Raw genomic sequence first — 19,035 nt, 5'->3', positions numbered from 1 at the left:
CATGAGACCACGGGATACGACTGCGCAGACGCGATCGTTGAATTCCACCACACTCCGCATCCCGGGCTTGATTATGCCCGGTACCTCCCCGGGCGTATCAGCTTTGGCGCGGCGCGCAACCGCCTCATCCTGCCCGAGGCCGTGCTTGACCGACCAATCCTGAGCCGGGATGACGAGCTTTGCGGCCTGCTCGTTGAACAAGCCCTGGCGCGGCGGCCCGGACAGGAGCATGACGGCCGCACCGCCCGGCAACTGCGTCAGCTCTTCATAATGTCACCCGGAACAACCCCACCCCTGACAGAGGCCGCCGACGCGCTGGGGCTCAGCACGCGAACACTCAACCGCCGCCTGAAGGCAGAGGGAACCAGCTATACCCGCATATTGGCGGCGTTCCGTAACGACTACGCCAAAGCCCTGGCGCGGGAGGGGACACTGGGCACCAAGCAAATCGCCCACGCGGTCGGCTTCCGCAGCCATCAGAGCCTTCGCCGCGCCTTTACGCAATGGAACGGCCACCCGCTGGGTGGCTGGCGCGGCACCGTGCCTGACGAGGATTAGCCCTGCCCCGGCACGTCAGCATGGATTTTGTTGCCACAGGTGAACCCGAGCCGCACTGCCGTGATGCCGCGATGCATCAGCCCCGGCCAATAGGCCGTGTCGCTGCCTTCCGGAATGACGCGCAAGTTCTGCAACCGTGCAAACAGCCTTGGGAAGGCAATGCCCATCTCCTTGCGCGCCAGCATCTGCCCAAGGCAGCGATGGATATTGCCCCCGCCAAAGGCTTGATGCAGACGGGCATTACGGCGGTGGATGTCAAACGTGTCAGGATCGGCGAACTTGCTGTCGTCCCGGTTGCCGGCGTCGAAGCGCAGCATGATTTGAGCACCTTTGGGGATGGCAACGCCGCCGAGCTCGGTGTCGCATGTCGCGATCCGCCACATCGCGGTGGCCGGCGTCTCGTAGCGCAATAATTCCTCAATGGCATTGCCTACCAAAGCCGGATTCTCGCGGAGCTGCCCAAGCTGGTCCGGGTCATTGATCAGGCGGACGATGCCGCTGATCAGCATGTTGCGGGTCGTCTCATTGCCTGCAACGGCGATTTCAAAGGCCAGCGGCGCGATTTCAGCGTCTGTCAGCGGTTCCATGCCGTCGATGCGCACGCTGATGAGGTAGGAAATCAGGTCATCCGCAGGCTTGGCCCTGCGGGTCCGGATCGTTTCCAGAATATATCGGCGGAAGATCAGCACCTCGCGTGCCGCTTCTAGCTCCTGTTCCGGCGTCGCCATGCGGCTGACGATTCGAATCACCGAATCCGACCATTGCCGCACCAACCCGTATTTCTCGCGCGGCAGGCCAAGAATGTCGGCGATGACATAGGTTGGCAGTAACACCGCGAACTCATTGACAAAATCGCACTCGCCGCGCTCGATGAAGCCGTCGATGAGGTCATCGACAATACGTTCGATGATGCCCGTCATATTCGCGATCCTGCCCATGGAGAAAACCGCGTTGACCAGCGCACGATAGCGCTTGTGCGCCGGATCGTCCGAGATCAGCAGCAAAGCCGGAGGGATAGGATCTTGCGCGAGCAGCCGCGACACCTCGGGGTTGTGCCCTTCAGCCATCAGCAAATGGCCCATCTGCGACGAGAACTCCTCAGCACGACGAGAGGCATCCTCGATAAGCTCGTAGCTGGTGACGAGATAAATGTCGCGCCCAGACGGGTCGGTGACTTTGGCGACTGGCGCGTTCTCCCGCAACGCCTTGAGGAAAGCATGCGGCTCGGAGAGGGTATCAGGCTTGAAGATATCCTGGGGATTCACAGCTGCAACCATGCCACTCATATCCTGGTCCCTCCTCCGCCTGTCCCGTTTGATACGGGCAGGATTGATCGAGCAATGATCCCGCGCTGGATTTCGTTGGTGCCACCGAAGATCGACCAGCAGCGGCCATAGAGATATTGGTGCGCCATCAGGCTCGCACGCTGCATGGGATTTGGGCTTACGTTAGTCGGCAGATGCAAATCCCTCGGATCATGCGCAGCACCGAGCGGGCCTCCGAGTTCCAGCGCGATCTCCGAGAGTAATTGCAAAATCTCGGTGCTGCGGATTTTCAATACCGAAGCCTGCGGGCCTTCCTTCGAGCCGCCACTCGCCCAAAGCTTCACGTAGTCCTGCTCAAGCGCGCAGAGCGCGGTCAGCTGGATTTCAGCATCCGCCACCTTCTGACGCAGCAACACCTTGCAGCTCTCCGGCACGGCGGACGACGCCGCAACGCCGACGAACAGTTCCTTGATCTCAGAAAGCAACTTCAACTTTGGGCCGGTATCGGCAATCGCCACGCGCTCGTTCGAGAGCAGGAACTTGGCGATCGTCCACCCCCCGCCTTCGCCGCCAACCAGATTTTCGACCGGCACACGCACATCATCCAGGAACACTTGATTGGTATGGTGCTGACCATCGATGGTAACGATAGGCCGGATCTCGATGCCAGGCGTCTTCATATCGATCAGCAGGAACGAGATGCCCTTTTGTGATTTAGCTTCCTTGTCGGTCCGCACAAGACAATGCATCCAATCCGCCCAATGCGCCTCGGTTGTCCACATCTTGGTGCCGTTGACAATGTAGTGGTCGCCATCACGCACCGCGGTCGTTTTTAACGAGGCAAGATCGGACCCTGAATTCGGCTCAGAATACCCCTGGCACCACCAGATATCGCTAGACAGGATGCCAGGCAGATGTTTCGCCTTCTGGGCGTCGGTGCCAAAGGTATAAAGAACCGGCCCAACCATGTTGACACCGTAAGGGATGATGTGCGGGGCGCCATTGAGCGCCGCTTCCTGCAGGAAAACAAGCTGCTTCTCCAGATCCCAGCCGGCCCCACCGAATTCCCGCGGCCACGCCGCGGCAAACCATCCCTTCTCGCGCAGAATCTTTTGCCAGCGCACGAAATCGCTTTTCTCATACTCCAAGCCAAGTCGCCCCTTGGTGGCAATGTCAACCGGGAGATGGGTGCGCACGAAATTCCGCACTTCCACGCGGAATTCGGCCAGTGCAGGAGACTCATCAAGCAACATGGGGAGTATCCTCACTGATCGTCGCGAAACGGGTGCGGTGCAGATCAGCGCTGCCAAATTCCGCACGGATGGCGGCCAGGCGGCGCATATAGTGGCTGACATTCAGCTCGTCCGAAACCCCCATGCCACCGTGCATTTGCACCGCCTCGTGGCCAATCCTGTGCCCGGCACTGTCAGTTAGCGCTTTGACTGCGCTGACAAAAGCGAAGCGCGCGGGGCTGTGTTGGTCAACAGCCCGAATCGCCCGCGCCGCCAGTGCCCGCGCCTCCTCGGCTGCGGCAAACATGTCCGCCGCACGGTGCTGCAACGCCTGGAAACTGGCTAGCGGCACGCCGAACTGCTTTCGTGTGCCAAGATAGGCGAAGGTCGCCGCATTCAACGCGCCGAAGATGCCGACGGCCTCTGCCGCAAGCCCAAGCTGGGCCCACAGCAGCGCATCCTCCAGCACCGCGGCACCGCCCAGATACCGTGCGGGCGTGTTTTGGAACGTCAGCGTCGCAGCGGACGAGGCATCTATGAGGCGGAACGGCTCGGACGTCACGCCTTCAGACCCCGCTTCCACCAGGAAGCATGCAGCAGCGCCGTTGAGCGTGGCGGAAACGACATAACCATGCGCAAGATCCGCGTGGCGGACAGCCTGTTTTGTGCCGGTAAGGCGGAAACCTTCCCCCTCGGCCACAGCATGCGTCGCTGGCAGTGCGAATGGATCGAAGCCTTCAGTGGTCGCCAATGCAAGAATACGCTCACCGGCAATGAGCGCTGCAAGCTGGTCTAGATCTCCGGCCGCCGCCAGGATGCGGCCGCAAATGGCGTTCGCCAACACGGGCTCGACCACCAGCCGCGCACCGATCACTTCCATCAGTACCGCCAAATCCCGCATCGTACCGCCGAAGCCGCCAACCTCTTCACCAAAGGCTGCGCCGAGAATGCCCTGCTCCGCCAGTTGCGGCCATAGCGCCAAGCGTTGCGGCGTCGATCCTGCAAGACGCTGACGCCGCGCCTCAAATTCGTTCTCGGCCGCAAGCAACCGGCCAGTCATATCGGCCAGCATCACCTGCGCTTCTGTTTCAGCAAAACTCATAATGACAGCTCTGTTTTTTCAATGAAATACTTTCTGATTGCGGCGCGTTGCACCTTGCCGGAGGCCGTGCGCGGCAACGTAACGCCGAACTCAATGCGCCGTGGAATTTTGTACCCAGCCAGGCAGGTGCGGGTGAACGCGATCAGTTCTTCCTGCGTTACCGTATGACCAGGCCGCAACTCCACTGCCGCCGTCACCCCCTCGCCCCATTTTTGGTGCGGCATGCCAAAAACGGCGCAGTCCAGCACCGCCGGGTGTCCGCGCAGCGCTGCTTCGACCTCCGCCGGATATACATTTTCGCCACCAGAGACGATCATATCCTTGATTCGATCGGTAAGAAACAGAAAACCATCCTCGTCTAGGTAGCCGCCATCGCCCGAGCGGTACCAACCATCGTGCAACGCCTCGGCGGTCGCGTCAGGACGATTCCAATACCCTAGCAGCAGACTTGGCGTCTGCAGCCAAATTTCCCCGGGCTCACCAACCCTGAGCAACTGCCCGTTGGCATCGCGGATTTCGAGGACCACTCCGGGCAACGGCCTGCCTACGGAACGCAGCAGGCGCGGCCGATCAAGGTCGTGATCACGCGGATCCAGCAGGGTAATGCTGCCCGTTGCTTCAGTCATGCCGTAATACTGCACAAAGCGGCACCCTAGCTGACTGATCGAGCGTTCGAGAAGCAACGGGTCCATTGAGGCGGCACCGTAATGAATGCTGCGAAGCGTGGGGATGGCAACACCCCGCTTGGTCATCTCCTCCATAACCGCTCTTACGACCGTGGGTACGATGAACGTTCTTGTTATATCATGCTCCAGACAAAGATCGAGCAAATGCGACGGCGCAAGATCGTCGGTGATCACCACCCCTTGCCCACGGCAAAAGCCCGAGAGCACCCAGGACATGCCGCCCACATGAAAGCTGGGAAGCGCGGAAAGCAAAATTTCGTCGTCACGCCAGTCATCAAACGCCTTGGTTCCGATTTCCATCTGGCGCTGCACGCCGAGCGCATGCTGGCTGGTAAGCACCCCCTTGGGCTTTCCCGTAGTGCCGCTGGTATACAACTGCAGGCTTGGTGCGACAGGGTTCAACGCCTCGCGCGGCAGCGGCGCTGTCGCACGTAATTTGGCGCGTAACCCAGCCTGCCCCGGATCGTTGGTGACGAGGATCTCACGGTTCCGCTGGGCCGCCTCAGCAAGCAGTGGTAGGAATTCAGCGTCGGCGATGATCAGATCAGCGCCACTATCATCCAGGATGAAAGCGGTTTCCGGCGCGGTATTACGCCAATTAACAGGCACGAGCACCGCCCCTGCCCGGACGATACCGATAAGGACGATGAAGAACAAATCGTTGTTCTTACCGATATAAGCAACGCGAGTACCCGGCGTGATTCCCCTCGAACGCAGCAGACCAGCCATGGCGTTACATGCTTCGTCCAACTCCCCGTAGGTCCAGCGCCAATTCTTGAACACCAGCGCGACTCGATCGGGAACGCGCGCGGCATGCGCGTTGGGATAGTCCGCCGGCAGCACCATGCCAGCCAAGTTGAGCGCTGGCCCAGCCGCACGTGCAAATGCCTTTTCAGAAGCCGACATCATCCCCGCCCTTGGTCTGCATCATCTCGCGCGCCTCCTGAGGCGTGGCGATATCCAGGCTCAGTTCCTCGATGATACGGCGGATCTTCGCCACCTGCACGGCATTGGAGGTCGCCATTTCCCCCTTGCCCGCGTAAAGGCTATCTTCCAGTCCGACACGCACATTGCCGCCGAGCAACGCGGAAAGCGTGGTCAGACGCATCTGGTGTCGGCCTGCGGCGAGCAACGAGAACAGGTAATCCTGCCCGAACAGCCGATCGGCGGTAGCCTTCATATGCATCACGTTCTCGGGGTCGGGGCCGATACCGCCAAGAATGCCAAACACACCCTGTATGAAGAAGGGCGGCTCGATCAGCTTGCGGTCAACGAAATGCGCAAGATTGTAGAGATGCCCGATGTCATAGCATTCAAACTCAAAGCGGGTTCCCTGGGCCGAGCATTCCGCCATTGCCTGCTCTATCTGCCGAAATGTATTGGAAAGGATAAAATCCTTCGTCATCTCCAGGTAGGGCTGCTCCCAGTCGAACTTCCATTCGCTGATCTTAGCCCCGGCACCGGAGATGTTGAAGTTAATCGAGCCCATGTTCATGGAGCAGACTTCCGGCTTGAGTTGCTTGGTCGGTGCCAAGCGATCCTCCAGACTCATGCCTAGCCCACCGCCGGTCGTAATGTTCAAAATCGCATCGGTGGATTGTTTGATCCGTGGCATGAATTGCCTGAATAAAGCCGGATTCTGGTCAGGCCTCCCCGTTTCCGGGTTGCGCGCGTGCAGATGAAGCATGGCCGCTCCGGCCTCCGCCGCTGCGATCGCGTCCGCCGCGATCTGATCCGGTGTAATCGGCAAATGCGGCGACATGGTCGGCGTATGGATGGAGCCAGTGACAGCGCAGGTGATGATAACTTTGTTCGAACGTTTCACGGTGTTTCTCCACCATATGTTTTTAAAGATAGAGCGCGAAAGCGGCGTCTGCTAGGCGAGCAACGCTGGATCTGAAAGTTTTTGCCCGATCGCCCGGACGAAGCGGGCGGCATCAGCGCCATTAATGACACGATGATCGTAGCTCAGCGAGAGGGGCAGCATTTTACGCCAGACAATCCCGCCATCCGGCGCGGGAGCCGGACGCAACTGCACCGCCGTCACCCCGAGTATGGCGACGTCCGGCGCGTTGATGATCGGGGTGAAAGCAGTGCCACCGATATGCCCGAGCGAAGAGATCGCCATGGAACTGCCCGCCATCTCCGCCATGGAGAGCCCTTTGGTCCGCGCCTTTTCCGCCATCTGGGCAAGCTGCGCCGCCAATTCGGCTACAGTATTCTGCCCAACATTGCGGATGACCGGCACGACCAGCCCTCTCGGTGTATCGACAGCTACGCCGATATTCACGTATTTTTTCAAGATCAGCGATTTGCCATCGCCGCTCAGCGAAGCGTTAAAATGCGGAAATGCCGGCAGCACGGCGGCGAGTGCCTTAACCTGCAGCACCACGGGCGTCAGCTTGGCCTCGGGATGATCCTTGTTCCAAGCCGTACGGCGTGCCTCCGCATCAGTTACATCCACCTCGTCATGATGCGTGACATGCGGTATCGTCACCCAGTTCCTGCCAAGAAAGGCACCGGTAAGTTGCTGGATGCGCGAAATCGGCTGGATTTCGACTTCCCCGAACTCCGAGAAATCAGCCTCCGGCAAGGGGGCTAGCGACGCCAGATAGGTTGGAACGTCGACCACGGTCAGACGATCTCGCCAAGGATCGTGCCGACTTCATAGGTCTCACCGGGCTGTTTCATGATATGCAGCTTGCCGGATGCCGGTGCCTCGACCTCCTGGGTTGATTTATCACTCTCCAAGGCGAAGAGCGGCTGCCCCTCCTTGACGTCACCACCGTCAGGGATCAGCCACTCCGCCAGCACGCCCTCGTTCATCGAGAAGCCGAGCTTCGGTAGCAGGATTTGTGTCGCCATATATTGTCTCCCTTAACGCGGACACGACGAGCGCCGCTCCACTATTCAAAAATTACCCCGGCCTGGACGAGCTTATTTTAGTCCCAGCTTGCGATCTAACATGTCATGGAAAGCCTGGATGCGACATTCCTGATAACGCCCAAGCGTGACGCTAATATTGTCGTCCCTGCATGAGCGCAAACCGATCTGCACTAGCGGCAAATTGGAAAAATCCTGATCGAACACCGAGGCCATGATGCCAAGCGCTGGCGCCGAGGAACATGGTGTATCGAAGTCGAGCTCAATGAGCTCCGCCGCGGGAGGGCGCGGGCCATTCTCCGGCACAGGCAGCGTCAGGCGCGCTTCCATGATACACTCGTTCGGGTTTGAGCCATACGGTGTAAACTGGTAGGTCAGCGGCAACCCCTCGCCGAACCAGGGCCAGAAATTCGGGAACATGAAATACTGGTTGGCATCCAGCATGTAAGAGTCGGAGCATTTCGAAAAATCAACACCCAACAGCTTACCCATCATCTCGCGCCGCCATGCCGCAACCTCGGAGCGGCCAGTCTCGGCGGATTTGATCTCGGGCAGCTCCACGCCGGGGAAAGGCAAAGCAAAGGTCTTCAGAGCGTCCTGCGCCGCCTGCAGGCGGGAGGCGTCATCACCAAGATGGCCGCTCGGGATCGCCGAGGGCGTGATCGAGCGGCTGATCTGAGATTTGCCGTCGTCCCAGATGTCGTAGCGGGTTTGAGTGTCGCCGTTATAGCTCAGGATGTTCGCGTGCGTTTCAATCACATGATACGCCTCAAAGAAGGCTTCCTGCGCCTGCTTCCAATTGGCTCGCATCTTCTTGCGGATGCCAACAACGGTATAGCGCTGCTCCGCCTCGCGCGGACTGAAATGCTTGGGCAGAACGCCCAGAGCGTCTTCCAGCGGGCCAGCATCCGGGTCCGGGTTGATGAACAGGAAGCCGCCCCAGCGCCCTATCTTCGCTTCCGGCAGGCGGTAGGCTTCGTCGGTGACACCCGGAAAATCCCAGCGGCTCGGAACGTTCTTCAGCGAGCCATCAACATTCCACTCCCACGCATGGAAAGGGCATTTGATCGATTTGCCGGAGGAATTGCCATTGCATAAGCGCGTACCACGATGCATGCAGGCATTTTGCAAGGCGCGGAACTCATCGCTGCCAGAGCGGATAATGATGTAGGAAAGTTCGCCGACCTCATAAAGCTTGCGGTCGCCAATCTCAGGTATATCCTCTTCGCGACCGACAACCTGCCAGCATGTCTTCCACATATGCTCCATCTCGAGCCTGGCGAATTCCGGGTCGAAATAGCGCTTGAACGGAACTTTCTTGAATTCAGGAAAAAAATTACCCTTTTCGCACAGCGCCGGTTCCAATGGCAGCGCATCTTGCTGCAGCAGCTCCTGCATCACCGGGCCGGAAGCGGTGCCGTAACCCTGCTGGATATCCTTGAAGTCGACGGCCATTCCCCTTGCTCCTTGCATTTTTTACCGCACCCGCCCGCGCTGGTGGCGCAGATCGAGCAAATATTTCAGAGGCCACAACCTCTTCTTCCGTCTTAGCGAAGCCTCACATATGCTTCCTCAAACCCAAACAAACATCTAACGTACCGTATGCATGCGGTCAAGTTATTCAGCCCTATCGGCGCGGGCCACGGCCACTGAAAGCAGGCTCGATGAGCTCGGCCTCAGCCTGCAATTGCCCGGCAATCCAGGTTCGGATGGCAATCCTTAGCCGGAGATATTCCGGCACCTCGCCGTGTGTGGCGCGTAACGCCTGCAACCGTGCCAGCGCCACCTCCAACTCCCTACGCAAGAGGCCGGCCGCACCGCCGAGATCAGTAAGCGTGGGATAAGTGCCGACGGGCAGGCTTGGGCGCGCCAGCGCGGCCTCGATGCGCGCTGCGGCGTCGATCTCTCCGATGTCACTGAAGAAGGTGGCAATTTCGGCAAGCAGAGGCCGCGTCGCGGACATATTATCAAGCAGGATCTGCCCCTCCCTGGCCAAACGCAAGCGGACATGGCGTAATAAATGGCCGATGCTTACCGCGGCGCTCTGCTCCACCGTGCCAGAGAGCGCCGGACGGAGGACAGTCTCCAGCGTCGCCTCGATCGTCTGCAGCACGTCCTCAGCTGTGGGTAAGATCATGATGCGCCTGCCCTATTGCGTATCGACGGTCTGATTGAGTTCAGCGAATCGCTCCGGCCCAAGCGGCGGGACCAACCCCATCGCCATGCCAAGCACCTGTTTGGCGATATGGATGACTTCAGTTCCCGTCCAAGCCTGCCGGATATGGCCAACCGCGCTTTTCGCGTGGATGTTGGCTGCGGAATTGCGGGCCATGACAACGAGGTTGAGCGCACGGACGACCTGGTAATAGCGCACCGAACTCAACTGGATGGTGACGCCCGTAACCTCGCGATAGTGATCGAGCGCCTGCTCCATACCCCATATCTGCTTTCCGTCGCGCAGCCGGGGTTCCGCAAATCCCTGCATGAACGCAAAATCACTGGCTGGATCGCCTATGGAGACTTCCTCCCAGTCGCTCAGCGCCACGACCTTGCCATCGCGGAAAACCTCCTCGCCCAGCCCATTCGTCCCCTTGCACAAGCACACCCGCGCCGCCGTGGGCGCGTGGTCAACCAGCCATTCGCCGGCTTCCAGGAAAATAGGCAGCGACTCACCGTCACGCGCATTGTAGCGAGCCTTTGCTGCGTCCACATAGTTGCGGGCCGCCTGGGTGGCGTCCACTGGCACCGGCAGCCGCTCGGCAAAGCCCAAAGCCTGCCAATCAACGGCATGGACCTTCGCCAGTGCCTCGACATGCGCCTTGGCCACCGCGATACGCAACGCATCATATTCCGGCGCCGGGTCCGAATAATGGGGAATGTTCCAACTCCCCTCGATCTTTTCGCGGATATAGAAGGGACGCGGCGCCCAGGCGGGATCATCCTCCCACCACAAGGCGCGAGCCACGGGCAGCCCGGCACCGCCCAGCCGCTCGTAGATGAAGAATTCCTGTTCAAGCGGCGTGGGATCCACCGCGCCACTGGGATGGTCCGCCCGCAGCACGATCTCGACTGGCGGTGCCAAATTCCCGAGCCGATAAGCGCCAAACCACGTTTCCCGCGAAGAGCCGCGTGGGAAAGATTCCAAAGACAGCACCGTGACCGCGCGGCCCAGCCGATCCGACAGATAATTTTGCAACCAAGTTGCGTTGAAATTCATCCTCGCCTCTGATTGAGCGATCGTCACGGGATACAGTTATTCCAGCCCATAGGGTTTGTATGGGCCATTGATGAACATCTCCACCTGGGCGGCGCCCGTACTCACCGTGCCATCCGGCGCATAGGTGGTGACGCGGCACAGATATTCCGGTCCATGCACCAGCTGGCCACGCGCACTGCCTTCGCCAAAATTGGACGCCGCGGCCTCCCCGCGCACGACGTAGGGAGTGTAAGGCGCGGGCTGGCGCGAGAAATCAAATTCGTCCCACTCCAGCGCCAGTTCCTCCGAGCCGTGATAGGTGAAGAACGTGCCGCCATCCTTCCAGCTGCCTGGATGGTAACCCATGGTCTGCACCACCCATGGTGGCGCGGCCCGCTCGAAGACTTGGCGCCAAGCACCGCCGTTAACATCGGTCAGATGGAGCACGGCGCGTTTCAGCATGCGCGTACTGGGTTCGAATTCTATCTCGTGCCGGCCTCCCGTCAGCTCGATTGCCTCCTCCCAGCCACGGAACAGACGCCCGCCAAACGGCGTGCCGAATACATCATTGAAATTAGCTTGCCGTCCCTCGAAATCCTCATGCAGATGAAAGAACCCGCTGAACGGATCTGTGCGAAAACAGGTCCAGAAACGTAGTGCCCGTTTTGGCCCAGTATCCACCTCACGCGGCGGCAATACGGAAGCAACGGGCGAGAGCGGCGGCCGGTCTGCGTACAGCCCCCAGCTATGGTCCCGCGCGCCACTCCAGCGCTCCGGCGTGATCTTCCAGCTCTGACCGCGAAAGGTCAGAAGCCCGGTGGCCTTCCCCGGCTGCGAATAACGCGTCTGGTCCGTCGTACGGCGGCCTCGGTTGACCGCGATGTGATGCTCTTCAAGAAAGGCCGGAGACGTCCCTTCCCAAAGAATGTCAAAGCTGATCCCGCTGTCATTCGCCTCCAGCGCGAGGCGCAACGCCTTTAGCGGCTCGATAAACTCGATCCGCCACGGCCCGATACGCAGATTGAAATCGCGCCGCCAACAGCGGTTGAACCGCAGAGTCGTCTGCTGACCGTGAATGTTGAGAAGGGCGTAGCCGCCGATAATGTCTGAATTGGGGTTCACTCGCGCGCCGGTCGCGAGGAAGATACCGTCATCAGGGCTAAACACGCCGAAATAATAGCCGTCATCCCAGTTAAAATCCGTAGACGGAATATAGCTGAACGGATGCGGCGCCTGATGCACCGGAAATTCATCATAGGGCGTGAGTTGCATTTTTGTGTCTCCGTTTCAGGCACACAGACCGGCTCAACATTCAAGATCGGGCCGGCACCGCCAAACGGTCCGGCCCGATGCAACTCTTCCGGCTTAGGGGTCGAGCCAGGTGTTCTTGTCGATCCCAGCATTGGCGCGGGCAAACTTAACGATCTGACTGATCCGCGACCCAAGTTCCGTGGGATCCTTACTCGCCTCGGCGCCAGGGCCGTGCTGCCAGCTCTCGATGACCTCGTAGCCATACCCCCAGGCTTCAAAGACGCGGCCAGAAATGTGCTTCGCTTCAGGGCTACACAGCCAGGCAACCAAGGCGGCAATCCATTCAGGGTCACGACGTTCAAGCTGCTCCGGCGTGTACTCGCGGAGCCCTTCGGTCATGCGGGTATTGGCACGCGGCGCAATAGCATTAACGGTAACACCGATGCGGGCAAGCTCACGTGCCGCGACTTGCGTGAGGGTCGCGATTCCCCCCTTTGCCGCAGCATAATTCGTCTGGCCGATATTCGCGAAGAGCGCCGAATGCGAGGTGGTATTGATAACGCGGGCATCGACTGGCTTACCGGCCTTGCTCTGCGCGCGCCAGTAATTCGCAGCATGGTGCAGTGGCGCGAAAGTGCCTTTTAGGTGAACCTTGACAACGATATCCCACTCATCCTCGCTCATGTTCACAAGCATGCGGTCGCGCAGAATGCCTGCGTTGTTGATGAGAATGTCCAGGCCGCCAAATGTGTCCACCGCCTGTTGGACCATTTCCTGCGCGCCCTTCCAATTCGAGACGTCGCTGGTGTTCACCGCCGCATCGCCGCCGGCGGCCTTGATGGTTGCGACCACCTCCTCCGCCGGGGTTTGATCCTCACCGACGCCGGCTGCTGACGACCCTAGATCGTTAACAACGACTTTAGCGCCGTGTTTGGCAAGCATCAACGCGTGGGCCCGGCCCAGCCCACGCCCTGCGCCAGTAACGATAGCGACACGGCCGTTCAGCAAACTCATGTGATTCTCCCGCGTTAAATATGATTGTGGTCACATCTTATCATTGTTTTTCGTTCGCACAATACCCGTACGCATGCGCACGGTTGATAAACGAATACGGGTGGGCAGTTACAGGCTTTGTCTCTGACCAGTCTCAGACGCCCGCTCAATTGCCTCCACCATGCGGTGGCGTAGCACGGCATGGTGGAAATCAGGACAAATACATGTGCCATCGCGGACATCACGAGCAAGCTGGGCGTAGACTTCAGCTACGTTCACCGCAGGGCCGGTGTGCAAAGCCGTGTGATAATACTTCGCCGGCACCTGCAGCTTCTGCATCTCCTCCTGCCCTGCCGCGGCCCCCGAAAGCTCCATGTCAAAAATCTGCGCATGGCCACCGATAGACGTAAGGCGCAAATCCCCTCGTGTGCCATTAATCTCAAGCAGCAATCCGGTCCCCTTGGTCATGCCGCCGCGATAATGCGCCGTTAGCACCGCGCCGCCTTGGAGCGTGGCGACAAAAGCGACCTGATCCTCGGCGGTTAATGCCAATGCTTCACCAGTATCCGCGAGGATCGTTGAATGACGCCGATTGACGAGCAGAGCGGAGACAGCTCGGATCTCGCCCAACATCGAACAGACACCATCAACAGTATGCGACACCGGAATGGTCAACATTGTCGCACCGTTCTTGCGATCCGCGGTATAGGCATTTGGGGCGTCAACACACTCGCCCCAATTCATACCCGTCCCGATCACACTGGCGGACAAGACTTCTCCGACGTAGCCCTGCTCCACGAGATCCCGGGCGTAAGCCAAAGGCGGCGCAAACTGGGCTTGCAAGCCAACGACGGTCCGCACATCTTTTGCCTTAGCCAAGGCGGCAAGCTCTTCCGCCTCCGGCAGCCCATTGCCAAGCGGCCATTCACAATAAACCATCTTACCCGCTTCAAGCGCTGCCTTAACAATCTCGTAATGGTGGGGCACCTTGACCGTGACCGCGACAAGATCAACATCCGGCGCGTTCACTAACGGCGCATGATGCCCATAACCCCGCGGAATGCCATAATGAGTAGCCGCAGCATTCGCGCTCTCCTGGCGCGTGGTGCTGATCGCCGTAATATCATATTGCTCCGGCATCGCCCGTAACGCGGGGATATGTGCGAGCGCCGCCCAACTGCGGTCCGGCTGCACACCGATAATACCAACACGAATTTTTTGTATAGCCATTTCTATTTCCTGTCCCAGTGATTTTTGATCCGCATCAAATGAGACGCGGCTGGCTCAACCATATTCTGAAGATCTCTTTAGCACTACAAACACTCGCTGCTTATTTTGTTATTCTGATATTTTGCTTATATACTAAACAGTACCATCTTGACCAAAGAATGAGCGAAAGAAATGGCCGGTAATTTTTCCAAGCTAGAGATAACTCGTCAATTTGCGACAATAACCATTCAGCGCCCGGACCAAATGAACGCCCTACCGCCCGCCGCGCATTACGAACTATCGGATATCTTCGACGAACTGGAAAAGAACACGTCAATTCGAGCTGTGATTCTAACCGGGTCCGGCAGGACATTTTGCACCGGTTATGATCTCAAGCATAATCTTGAAACCGGCATCATTGACCTGCCGAAAACCGGATTTGGTGGACTAGCATTTCGTGCCGATTATCCTCTTCCCGTGATCGCGGCGGTAAATGGCCCAGCAATGGGCGGCGGCTTTGAGATGGCGCTGGCATGCGATTTAATCGTCGCCTCGGAAAATGCCACATTCGCCCTGCCGGAACCAAAAGTCGGGTGGGCGGCCTTGGGAGGAGGCGTACAAAGGTTGCCGCGTGCTATCGGCACAAAACGTGCCATGTCAATGATTTTAACTGGTCGAAGCGTGAATGCCGCGGAAGGATTTGAGCTTGGCTTCGTCAATCAGGTTGTGCCTGCCGAGGAACTTATGTCGGCCGCGAAAACTTGGGCCGATCAAATCGCTCAATGTGCGCCGCTAGCAATAAGGTGCAGCAAGCAGGCGGCATACGCAAGCTTTGATCAGCCCAATTTTACGACCATGATGAATCCTAAGACCTACCCGTCTGCTGCCGCCATGTTTACGAGTGAAGACGCACAAGAAGGAAAAAGGGCCTTTTCCGAACGGCGCAAACCAATCTGGCGCGGGCAATAAGCCGCGCCAGATTAGCTCGTCAGCTAGGCGGAAATCACGATTTTCTTGAGTTATGATGCCTTATCGAAAATTTTCGGCGGCAGCAGAAAATAAGCCAGTGATGGCAACAGGATCATGGCACCCATCATATTCCACAGGAACATGAAGGAAAGAAGCAAGCCCATATCGGCCTGGAACTTGATTGGCGCAAAAATCCACGTCACCACTCCTGCGGCAAGCGTAAAGCCGGTCAGCAGCACAACCTTTCCGGTAAAAAGCAATGTGCGGTGGTAGGCGTGACTGAGCGACGCCCCCGCGCGGAGTTGCTTAATGACAATACCCAAGACGTAGAGCGCGTAATCCACACCGATGCCAACGCCCAGAGCCATGACTGGTAACGTCGCAACTTTGATGCCGATACCCAGCCAAACCATGAGGGCCTGTGCCAAAATGGAGGTCAGGATCAAAGGCAATACAGCACAAAGAACCGCTCGCCACGAACGGAACACTATAAAACAGAATAGAATTACCGTGCTATAGACAAGGATGAGCATGATTTCATTAGCCTGCTCAATCACAATATTGGTGGCAGCATCTATACCCGCATTACCGCCCGCCAGAGAGATCTTGAAATCAGGCGACTGATTCTGCGGATTTTTTATAAAGCTTTGGACTTTTCTAATCACCGCATTCAGGGTCGCGGCCTTATGATCAACCAAGTAGACGTAAATGGGCGCAAAATTACAGTCAAAATTTGCTACATTTGATGTTAGATGCTCAGTGAAGTCTCCGAGAAAGTCCTGATTCTTCACGATTTCGTACCATTTTGGTGAATTCTCGGTAAGCAACATTGTTAGCTGCGCCGCAAATGAACCCAACGAATAGGTTGATTGAACCTGGGGCATCTGCTCGAGTTCCCATTGTAAATTGCTCATAGCATACAATGTCGGATATGCGATGCAATCCCCGTTCGGTGTATCAACTAGAACGACAAACTTGTCGCTACTGGTAGAATAATGATTAATTATATAAGCGTTGTCGATATTATACTGTGAATCCTGGCGCAACTCTGGCGCGCCTTTGTCAATATCGCCAACCTGCACATTCTTGCCAACATAGATGCCAACGCCACCGAGTATCACCGCAACCACGATCGCCAAAACGGCATATTCTTTGTGTGTAAACTTATCAAGAAAGTTCCAAAGTGGATAATCAATCCTGGCATCGGGATGCCCCTCATTCCGCAAGCTCCGGGCCGCCGCCTTTTTGCTAACGCCAGTGTAGCTGAGCACCATGGGAAGCATGATCAAATTAGTAAAAATTAAAATACCAACACCTATGCTAGCCAATAATGCAAGCTCTTGAATTGCACCAATCCGGATCGTTAACAGCACCGCAAAACTAGATGCATCGCAGACTAACGCCGCAAAGCCCGCCATGAATAGGCGCCGAAAGGTGAAACGAGCAGCGACAAGCGGATGTGCACCGCGTCCGATATCCTGCATCACGCCATTCATTTTCTGAGCGCCATGACTCATACCGATCGCAAAAACGAGAAATGGCACAAGAACCGAATACGGCGTGAGGTCATAGCCAAGCAGTGGCAAAAAGCCCATCTGCCAGATCACGGCGATAATCGATGCCGAAACCACCAATAGCGTGCTGCGAATACAGCGCGTAAACCAGAACAACATAGCCGTCGCAATAATCGCTGAGACAGCAAAAAATGTTAAAATCTTGCCAATCCCGTTGATCATATCACCAACGACCATGCCAAAGCCGATGATATGCAGCTTTACTCCCTTCGCCGCATATTCCTTCCGCAGGCCATTCAACTCCGTTGCCAACTGGCCGTAATTGATTTGCTTTCCCGTTAGGCCATCATACTGCAAGAGCGGGACGTGAATCATACTCGACGTGAAATCATTACTCACGATCTCGCCGATCTTGCCTGTTTTAGCGATATTTTGCGCGACGATATTCAGCTGCGCCGGTGATCCATCGTATGAACCGCTGTCAATAACCGGACCACTTGCAAGCCCATCTGATACGACAGAAACCCAACGGGTCGATGGCGTCCAAAGGGATGTCATAAAAGCACGATCTACATTTGGTAGAAGATAAATTTTATCATTCAGTTCCTTCAGAACTTCCAGATAATGTGCATTGATGATCGTTCCATTATCCGCCTGAACAGCAATGTCAATGGCATTGCCCTGGGACTGCAGATCGGCATAATGATTGTAGAAGTTGACAATAAAAGGCTGATGCCGCGGAATCATCTTTTCGAAACTGGCATTCAGCTTGATATGCGTAGCCTCGAAACCTAAAATGAGTGTCGCAATTAGGCAAAGGAATAAAATGATCGGCCGATTGTTAAACAGTAACCGTTCAACAAGGGAGCCGGAGCCATGATCGAAATCCAATACATCGCTAATGATTGGTGCGGTATCATCGAGATTCGCTGCCAAAGTTGTATTCCTGCCTTACGAAAGAAAAAGTTCTTTTGAGATCTTTGTAATGCCCGCGGCCCCTACCGCAATCAGTGCGCCATCTCGCGCAATATCGATATCGAAGAAGGGCTGGGGCTGCACACCTGAAATCGCACGATAAGTGATGCCATTATCCATACTCTCGAACAGAAGCCCGGACTCGCTGACCATTACAACCGCGCCGGAAGGCAGGACACGCCCGGCCGTCAAGTCTTCCTGGGTCGGAATCACTAGTGGCGTCCAACTCTTGCCGCCATCGATCGACCGAAAAGCGCTCCCGGCTACGCCGAACACAATAAGCGCGCCGTTTCGCGCACCAAGAATGCCAAACAACGTGACATTCTCTGGCGCTGTAAGGGGAAGAAACGTGTTCCCACCGTCATTAGAACAGAAGACCAACCCCATTTCTCCGACGATATAATACTCGCTGCCAATAGCCTGTGCGTCATAGATATTGTGGCTTAGCCTGTCGTAGATGTGTAAACTCCAATCGCACCATGTTTTACCACCATCCTCGGTCAGCATAGCCATCCGGTAGGCCCCAAACGCTAAGACCTTTTGTGGCTCTAGCACGAGCAACGTGAGAAACGGCTTGTCAGGTCCTTCACTCAGGAAATGCTCGGCGCGTTTTTCTGCCAATGGTGCTCCTGGAGACGGGCTGTTGGCAACCGACGGATCTTGTGCCGCCTGTTCGGTCAGCTGGTTTGCCTGGATACCATCGAGTTGCATCTGCCACGTAGCACCGCCATCGTCCGTATTCAAAATTACACCGAAATGGCCAACCGCCCACCCCGTCATGGACGTAGCAAAGCGGACGCAGGTCAATGTTACATTTACGGGTACAGCCGCCTGTGCCCAGGTCACGCCATTATCGTCTGAGAAAATGATGACGCCATGTTCACCAACCGCCACGAGTCGCCCGCCGGGCGTTTGCGTAACTGCCACAAGCAATACACGGGCAGGCGCCTTCACTTTCAACGATGGCGTGTCCAGGGCAGCAACACCAGTAAGCGCCAAGGCGTTGCCCGGCTTGAGGACACTTGCGATCACGGCCGCAGCACCTCCTAGCAGCAAATTTCGGCGGTGCACAATCTTATGGCGATGATTCATAATAGATCCGAAGAAGACAAACAGGTACATAACCCGACAGAGAGACGAAATCGGTGCGTCCCGCTCTTACCGAATAAGACGCAGCATGTTTATTCGTCATATCGCCGCGG

17 protein-coding genes are annotated in these 19,035 nt (G+C 57.2%); 2 read left to right on the top strand and 15 right to left on the bottom strand.

Features of this window, described 5'->3' with window-relative positions:
- A partial coding sequence (locus tag LI953_RS12945) for a helix-turn-helix domain-containing protein (protein ID WP_227076510.1) occupies positions 1–558 on the top strand: 558 nt, incomplete at its 5' end.
- Here the strand turns inward: LI953_RS12945 and LI953_RS12940 are convergent.
- From LI953_RS12940 to LI953_RS12880, 13 genes are all read right to left on the bottom strand, one after another.
- Positions 555–1,844 carry a cytochrome P450 gene (locus tag LI953_RS12940; RefSeq protein WP_227076509.1) on the bottom strand — a complete coding sequence of 430 codons (1,290 nt, stop codon included), beginning with the start codon at positions 1,842–1,844 and terminating at the stop codon, positions 555–557. The genes LI953_RS12945 and LI953_RS12940 overlap by 4 nt on opposite strands.
- Positions 1,841–3,076 (bottom strand): acyl-CoA dehydrogenase family protein, encoded by a 1,236-nt coding sequence (locus LI953_RS12935; RefSeq protein WP_227076508.1) that lies wholly within the window; start codon positions 3,074–3,076, stop codon positions 1,841–1,843. The genes LI953_RS12940 and LI953_RS12935 overlap by 4 nt, the downstream gene beginning before the upstream one ends.
- Positions 3,066–4,157, bottom strand: coding sequence for an acyl-CoA dehydrogenase family protein (locus tag LI953_RS12930; RefSeq protein ID WP_227076507.1), 1,092 nt, complete (start codon positions 4,155–4,157; stop codon positions 3,066–3,068). Before LI953_RS12930 ends, LI953_RS12935 begins: the two co-directional genes overlap by 11 nt.
- Entirely contained in the window at positions 4,154–5,749 is a 1,596-nt protein-coding gene (locus tag LI953_RS12925) for an AMP-binding protein (RefSeq protein ID WP_227076506.1), read from the bottom strand. Before LI953_RS12925 ends, LI953_RS12930 begins: the two co-directional genes overlap by 4 nt.
- The gene (locus tag LI953_RS12920) at positions 5,736–6,668 is read right to left on the bottom strand and encodes a 3-keto-5-aminohexanoate cleavage protein (protein WP_227076505.1); all 933 of its coding nucleotides are present in this window, start codon (positions 6,666–6,668) and stop codon (positions 5,736–5,738) included. The genes LI953_RS12925 and LI953_RS12920 overlap by 14 nt, the downstream gene beginning before the upstream one ends.
- Positions 6,669–6,719: 51 nt before the next feature.
- Positions 6,720–7,475, bottom strand: coding sequence for a 2-oxo acid dehydrogenase subunit E2 (locus tag LI953_RS12915; protein ID WP_227076504.1), 756 nt, complete (start codon positions 7,473–7,475; stop codon positions 6,720–6,722).
- Positions 7,476–7,477: 2 nt separating this feature from the next.
- Positions 7,478–7,708 carry a lipoyl domain-containing protein gene (locus LI953_RS12910; protein WP_227076503.1) on the bottom strand — a complete coding sequence of 77 codons (231 nt, stop codon included), beginning with the start codon at positions 7,706–7,708 and terminating at the stop codon, positions 7,478–7,480.
- 72 nt (positions 7,709–7,780) lie between these two features.
- Positions 7,781–9,181: a Rieske 2Fe-2S domain-containing protein gene (locus LI953_RS12905; RefSeq protein ID WP_227076502.1), complete on the bottom strand. Its 1,401-nt coding sequence runs from the start codon at positions 9,179–9,181 to the stop codon at positions 7,781–7,783.
- A gap of 172 nt (positions 9,182–9,353) precedes the next feature.
- Entirely contained in the window at positions 9,354–9,863 is a 510-nt protein-coding gene (locus LI953_RS12900) for a hypothetical protein (RefSeq protein ID WP_227076501.1), read from the bottom strand.
- A 12-nt stretch (positions 9,864–9,875) separates the two neighbouring features.
- Complete coding sequence (locus LI953_RS12895) at positions 9,876–10,943, bottom strand: phosphotransferase family protein (protein ID WP_227076500.1); 1,068 nt, start codon at positions 10,941–10,943, stop codon at positions 9,876–9,878.
- Between the two features lie 36 nt (positions 10,944–10,979).
- Positions 10,980–12,194 carry a hypothetical protein gene (locus tag LI953_RS12890; protein WP_227076499.1) on the bottom strand — a complete coding sequence of 405 codons (1,215 nt, stop codon included), beginning with the start codon at positions 12,192–12,194 and terminating at the stop codon, positions 10,980–10,982.
- 93 nt (positions 12,195–12,287) lie between these two features.
- Positions 12,288–13,187: an SDR family oxidoreductase gene (locus tag LI953_RS12885; protein ID WP_227076498.1), complete on the bottom strand. Its 900-nt coding sequence runs from the start codon at positions 13,185–13,187 to the stop codon at positions 12,288–12,290.
- Between the two features lie 108 nt (positions 13,188–13,295).
- Entirely contained in the window at positions 13,296–14,396 is a 1,101-nt protein-coding gene (locus LI953_RS12880; protein WP_227076497.1) for a Gfo/Idh/MocA family protein, read from the bottom strand.
- A 171-nt stretch (positions 14,397–14,567) separates the two neighbouring features.
- Here LI953_RS12880 and LI953_RS12875 point away from each other — a divergent pair, with 171 nt between their 5' ends.
- Positions 14,568–15,344 carry an enoyl-CoA hydratase-related protein gene (locus LI953_RS12875; protein WP_227076496.1) on the top strand — a complete coding sequence of 259 codons (777 nt, stop codon included), beginning with the start codon at positions 14,568–14,570 and terminating at the stop codon, positions 15,342–15,344.
- Positions 15,345–15,394: 50 nt separating this feature from the next.
- Here the strand turns inward: LI953_RS12875 and LI953_RS12870 are convergent, their stop codons facing one another.
- The gene (locus tag LI953_RS12870; RefSeq protein ID WP_227076495.1) at positions 15,395–17,794 is read right to left on the bottom strand and encodes an RND family transporter; all 2,400 of its coding nucleotides are present in this window, start codon (positions 17,792–17,794) and stop codon (positions 15,395–15,397) included.
- Positions 17,795–17,809: 15 nt separating this feature from the next.
- On the bottom strand, positions 17,810–18,955 hold the full coding sequence (locus LI953_RS12865) for a YCF48-related protein (RefSeq protein WP_227076494.1): 1,146 nt from the start codon (positions 18,953–18,955) through the stop codon (positions 17,810–17,812).
- Positions 18,956–19,035 lie beyond the last annotated feature (80 nt).

This window comes from Acidocella sp. KAb 2-4, assembly GCF_020567705.1.
Lineage (GTDB): Bacteria > Pseudomonadota > Alphaproteobacteria > Acetobacterales > Acetobacteraceae > Acidocella.
This window is presented reverse-complemented; position numbering and strand designations above follow the sequence as displayed.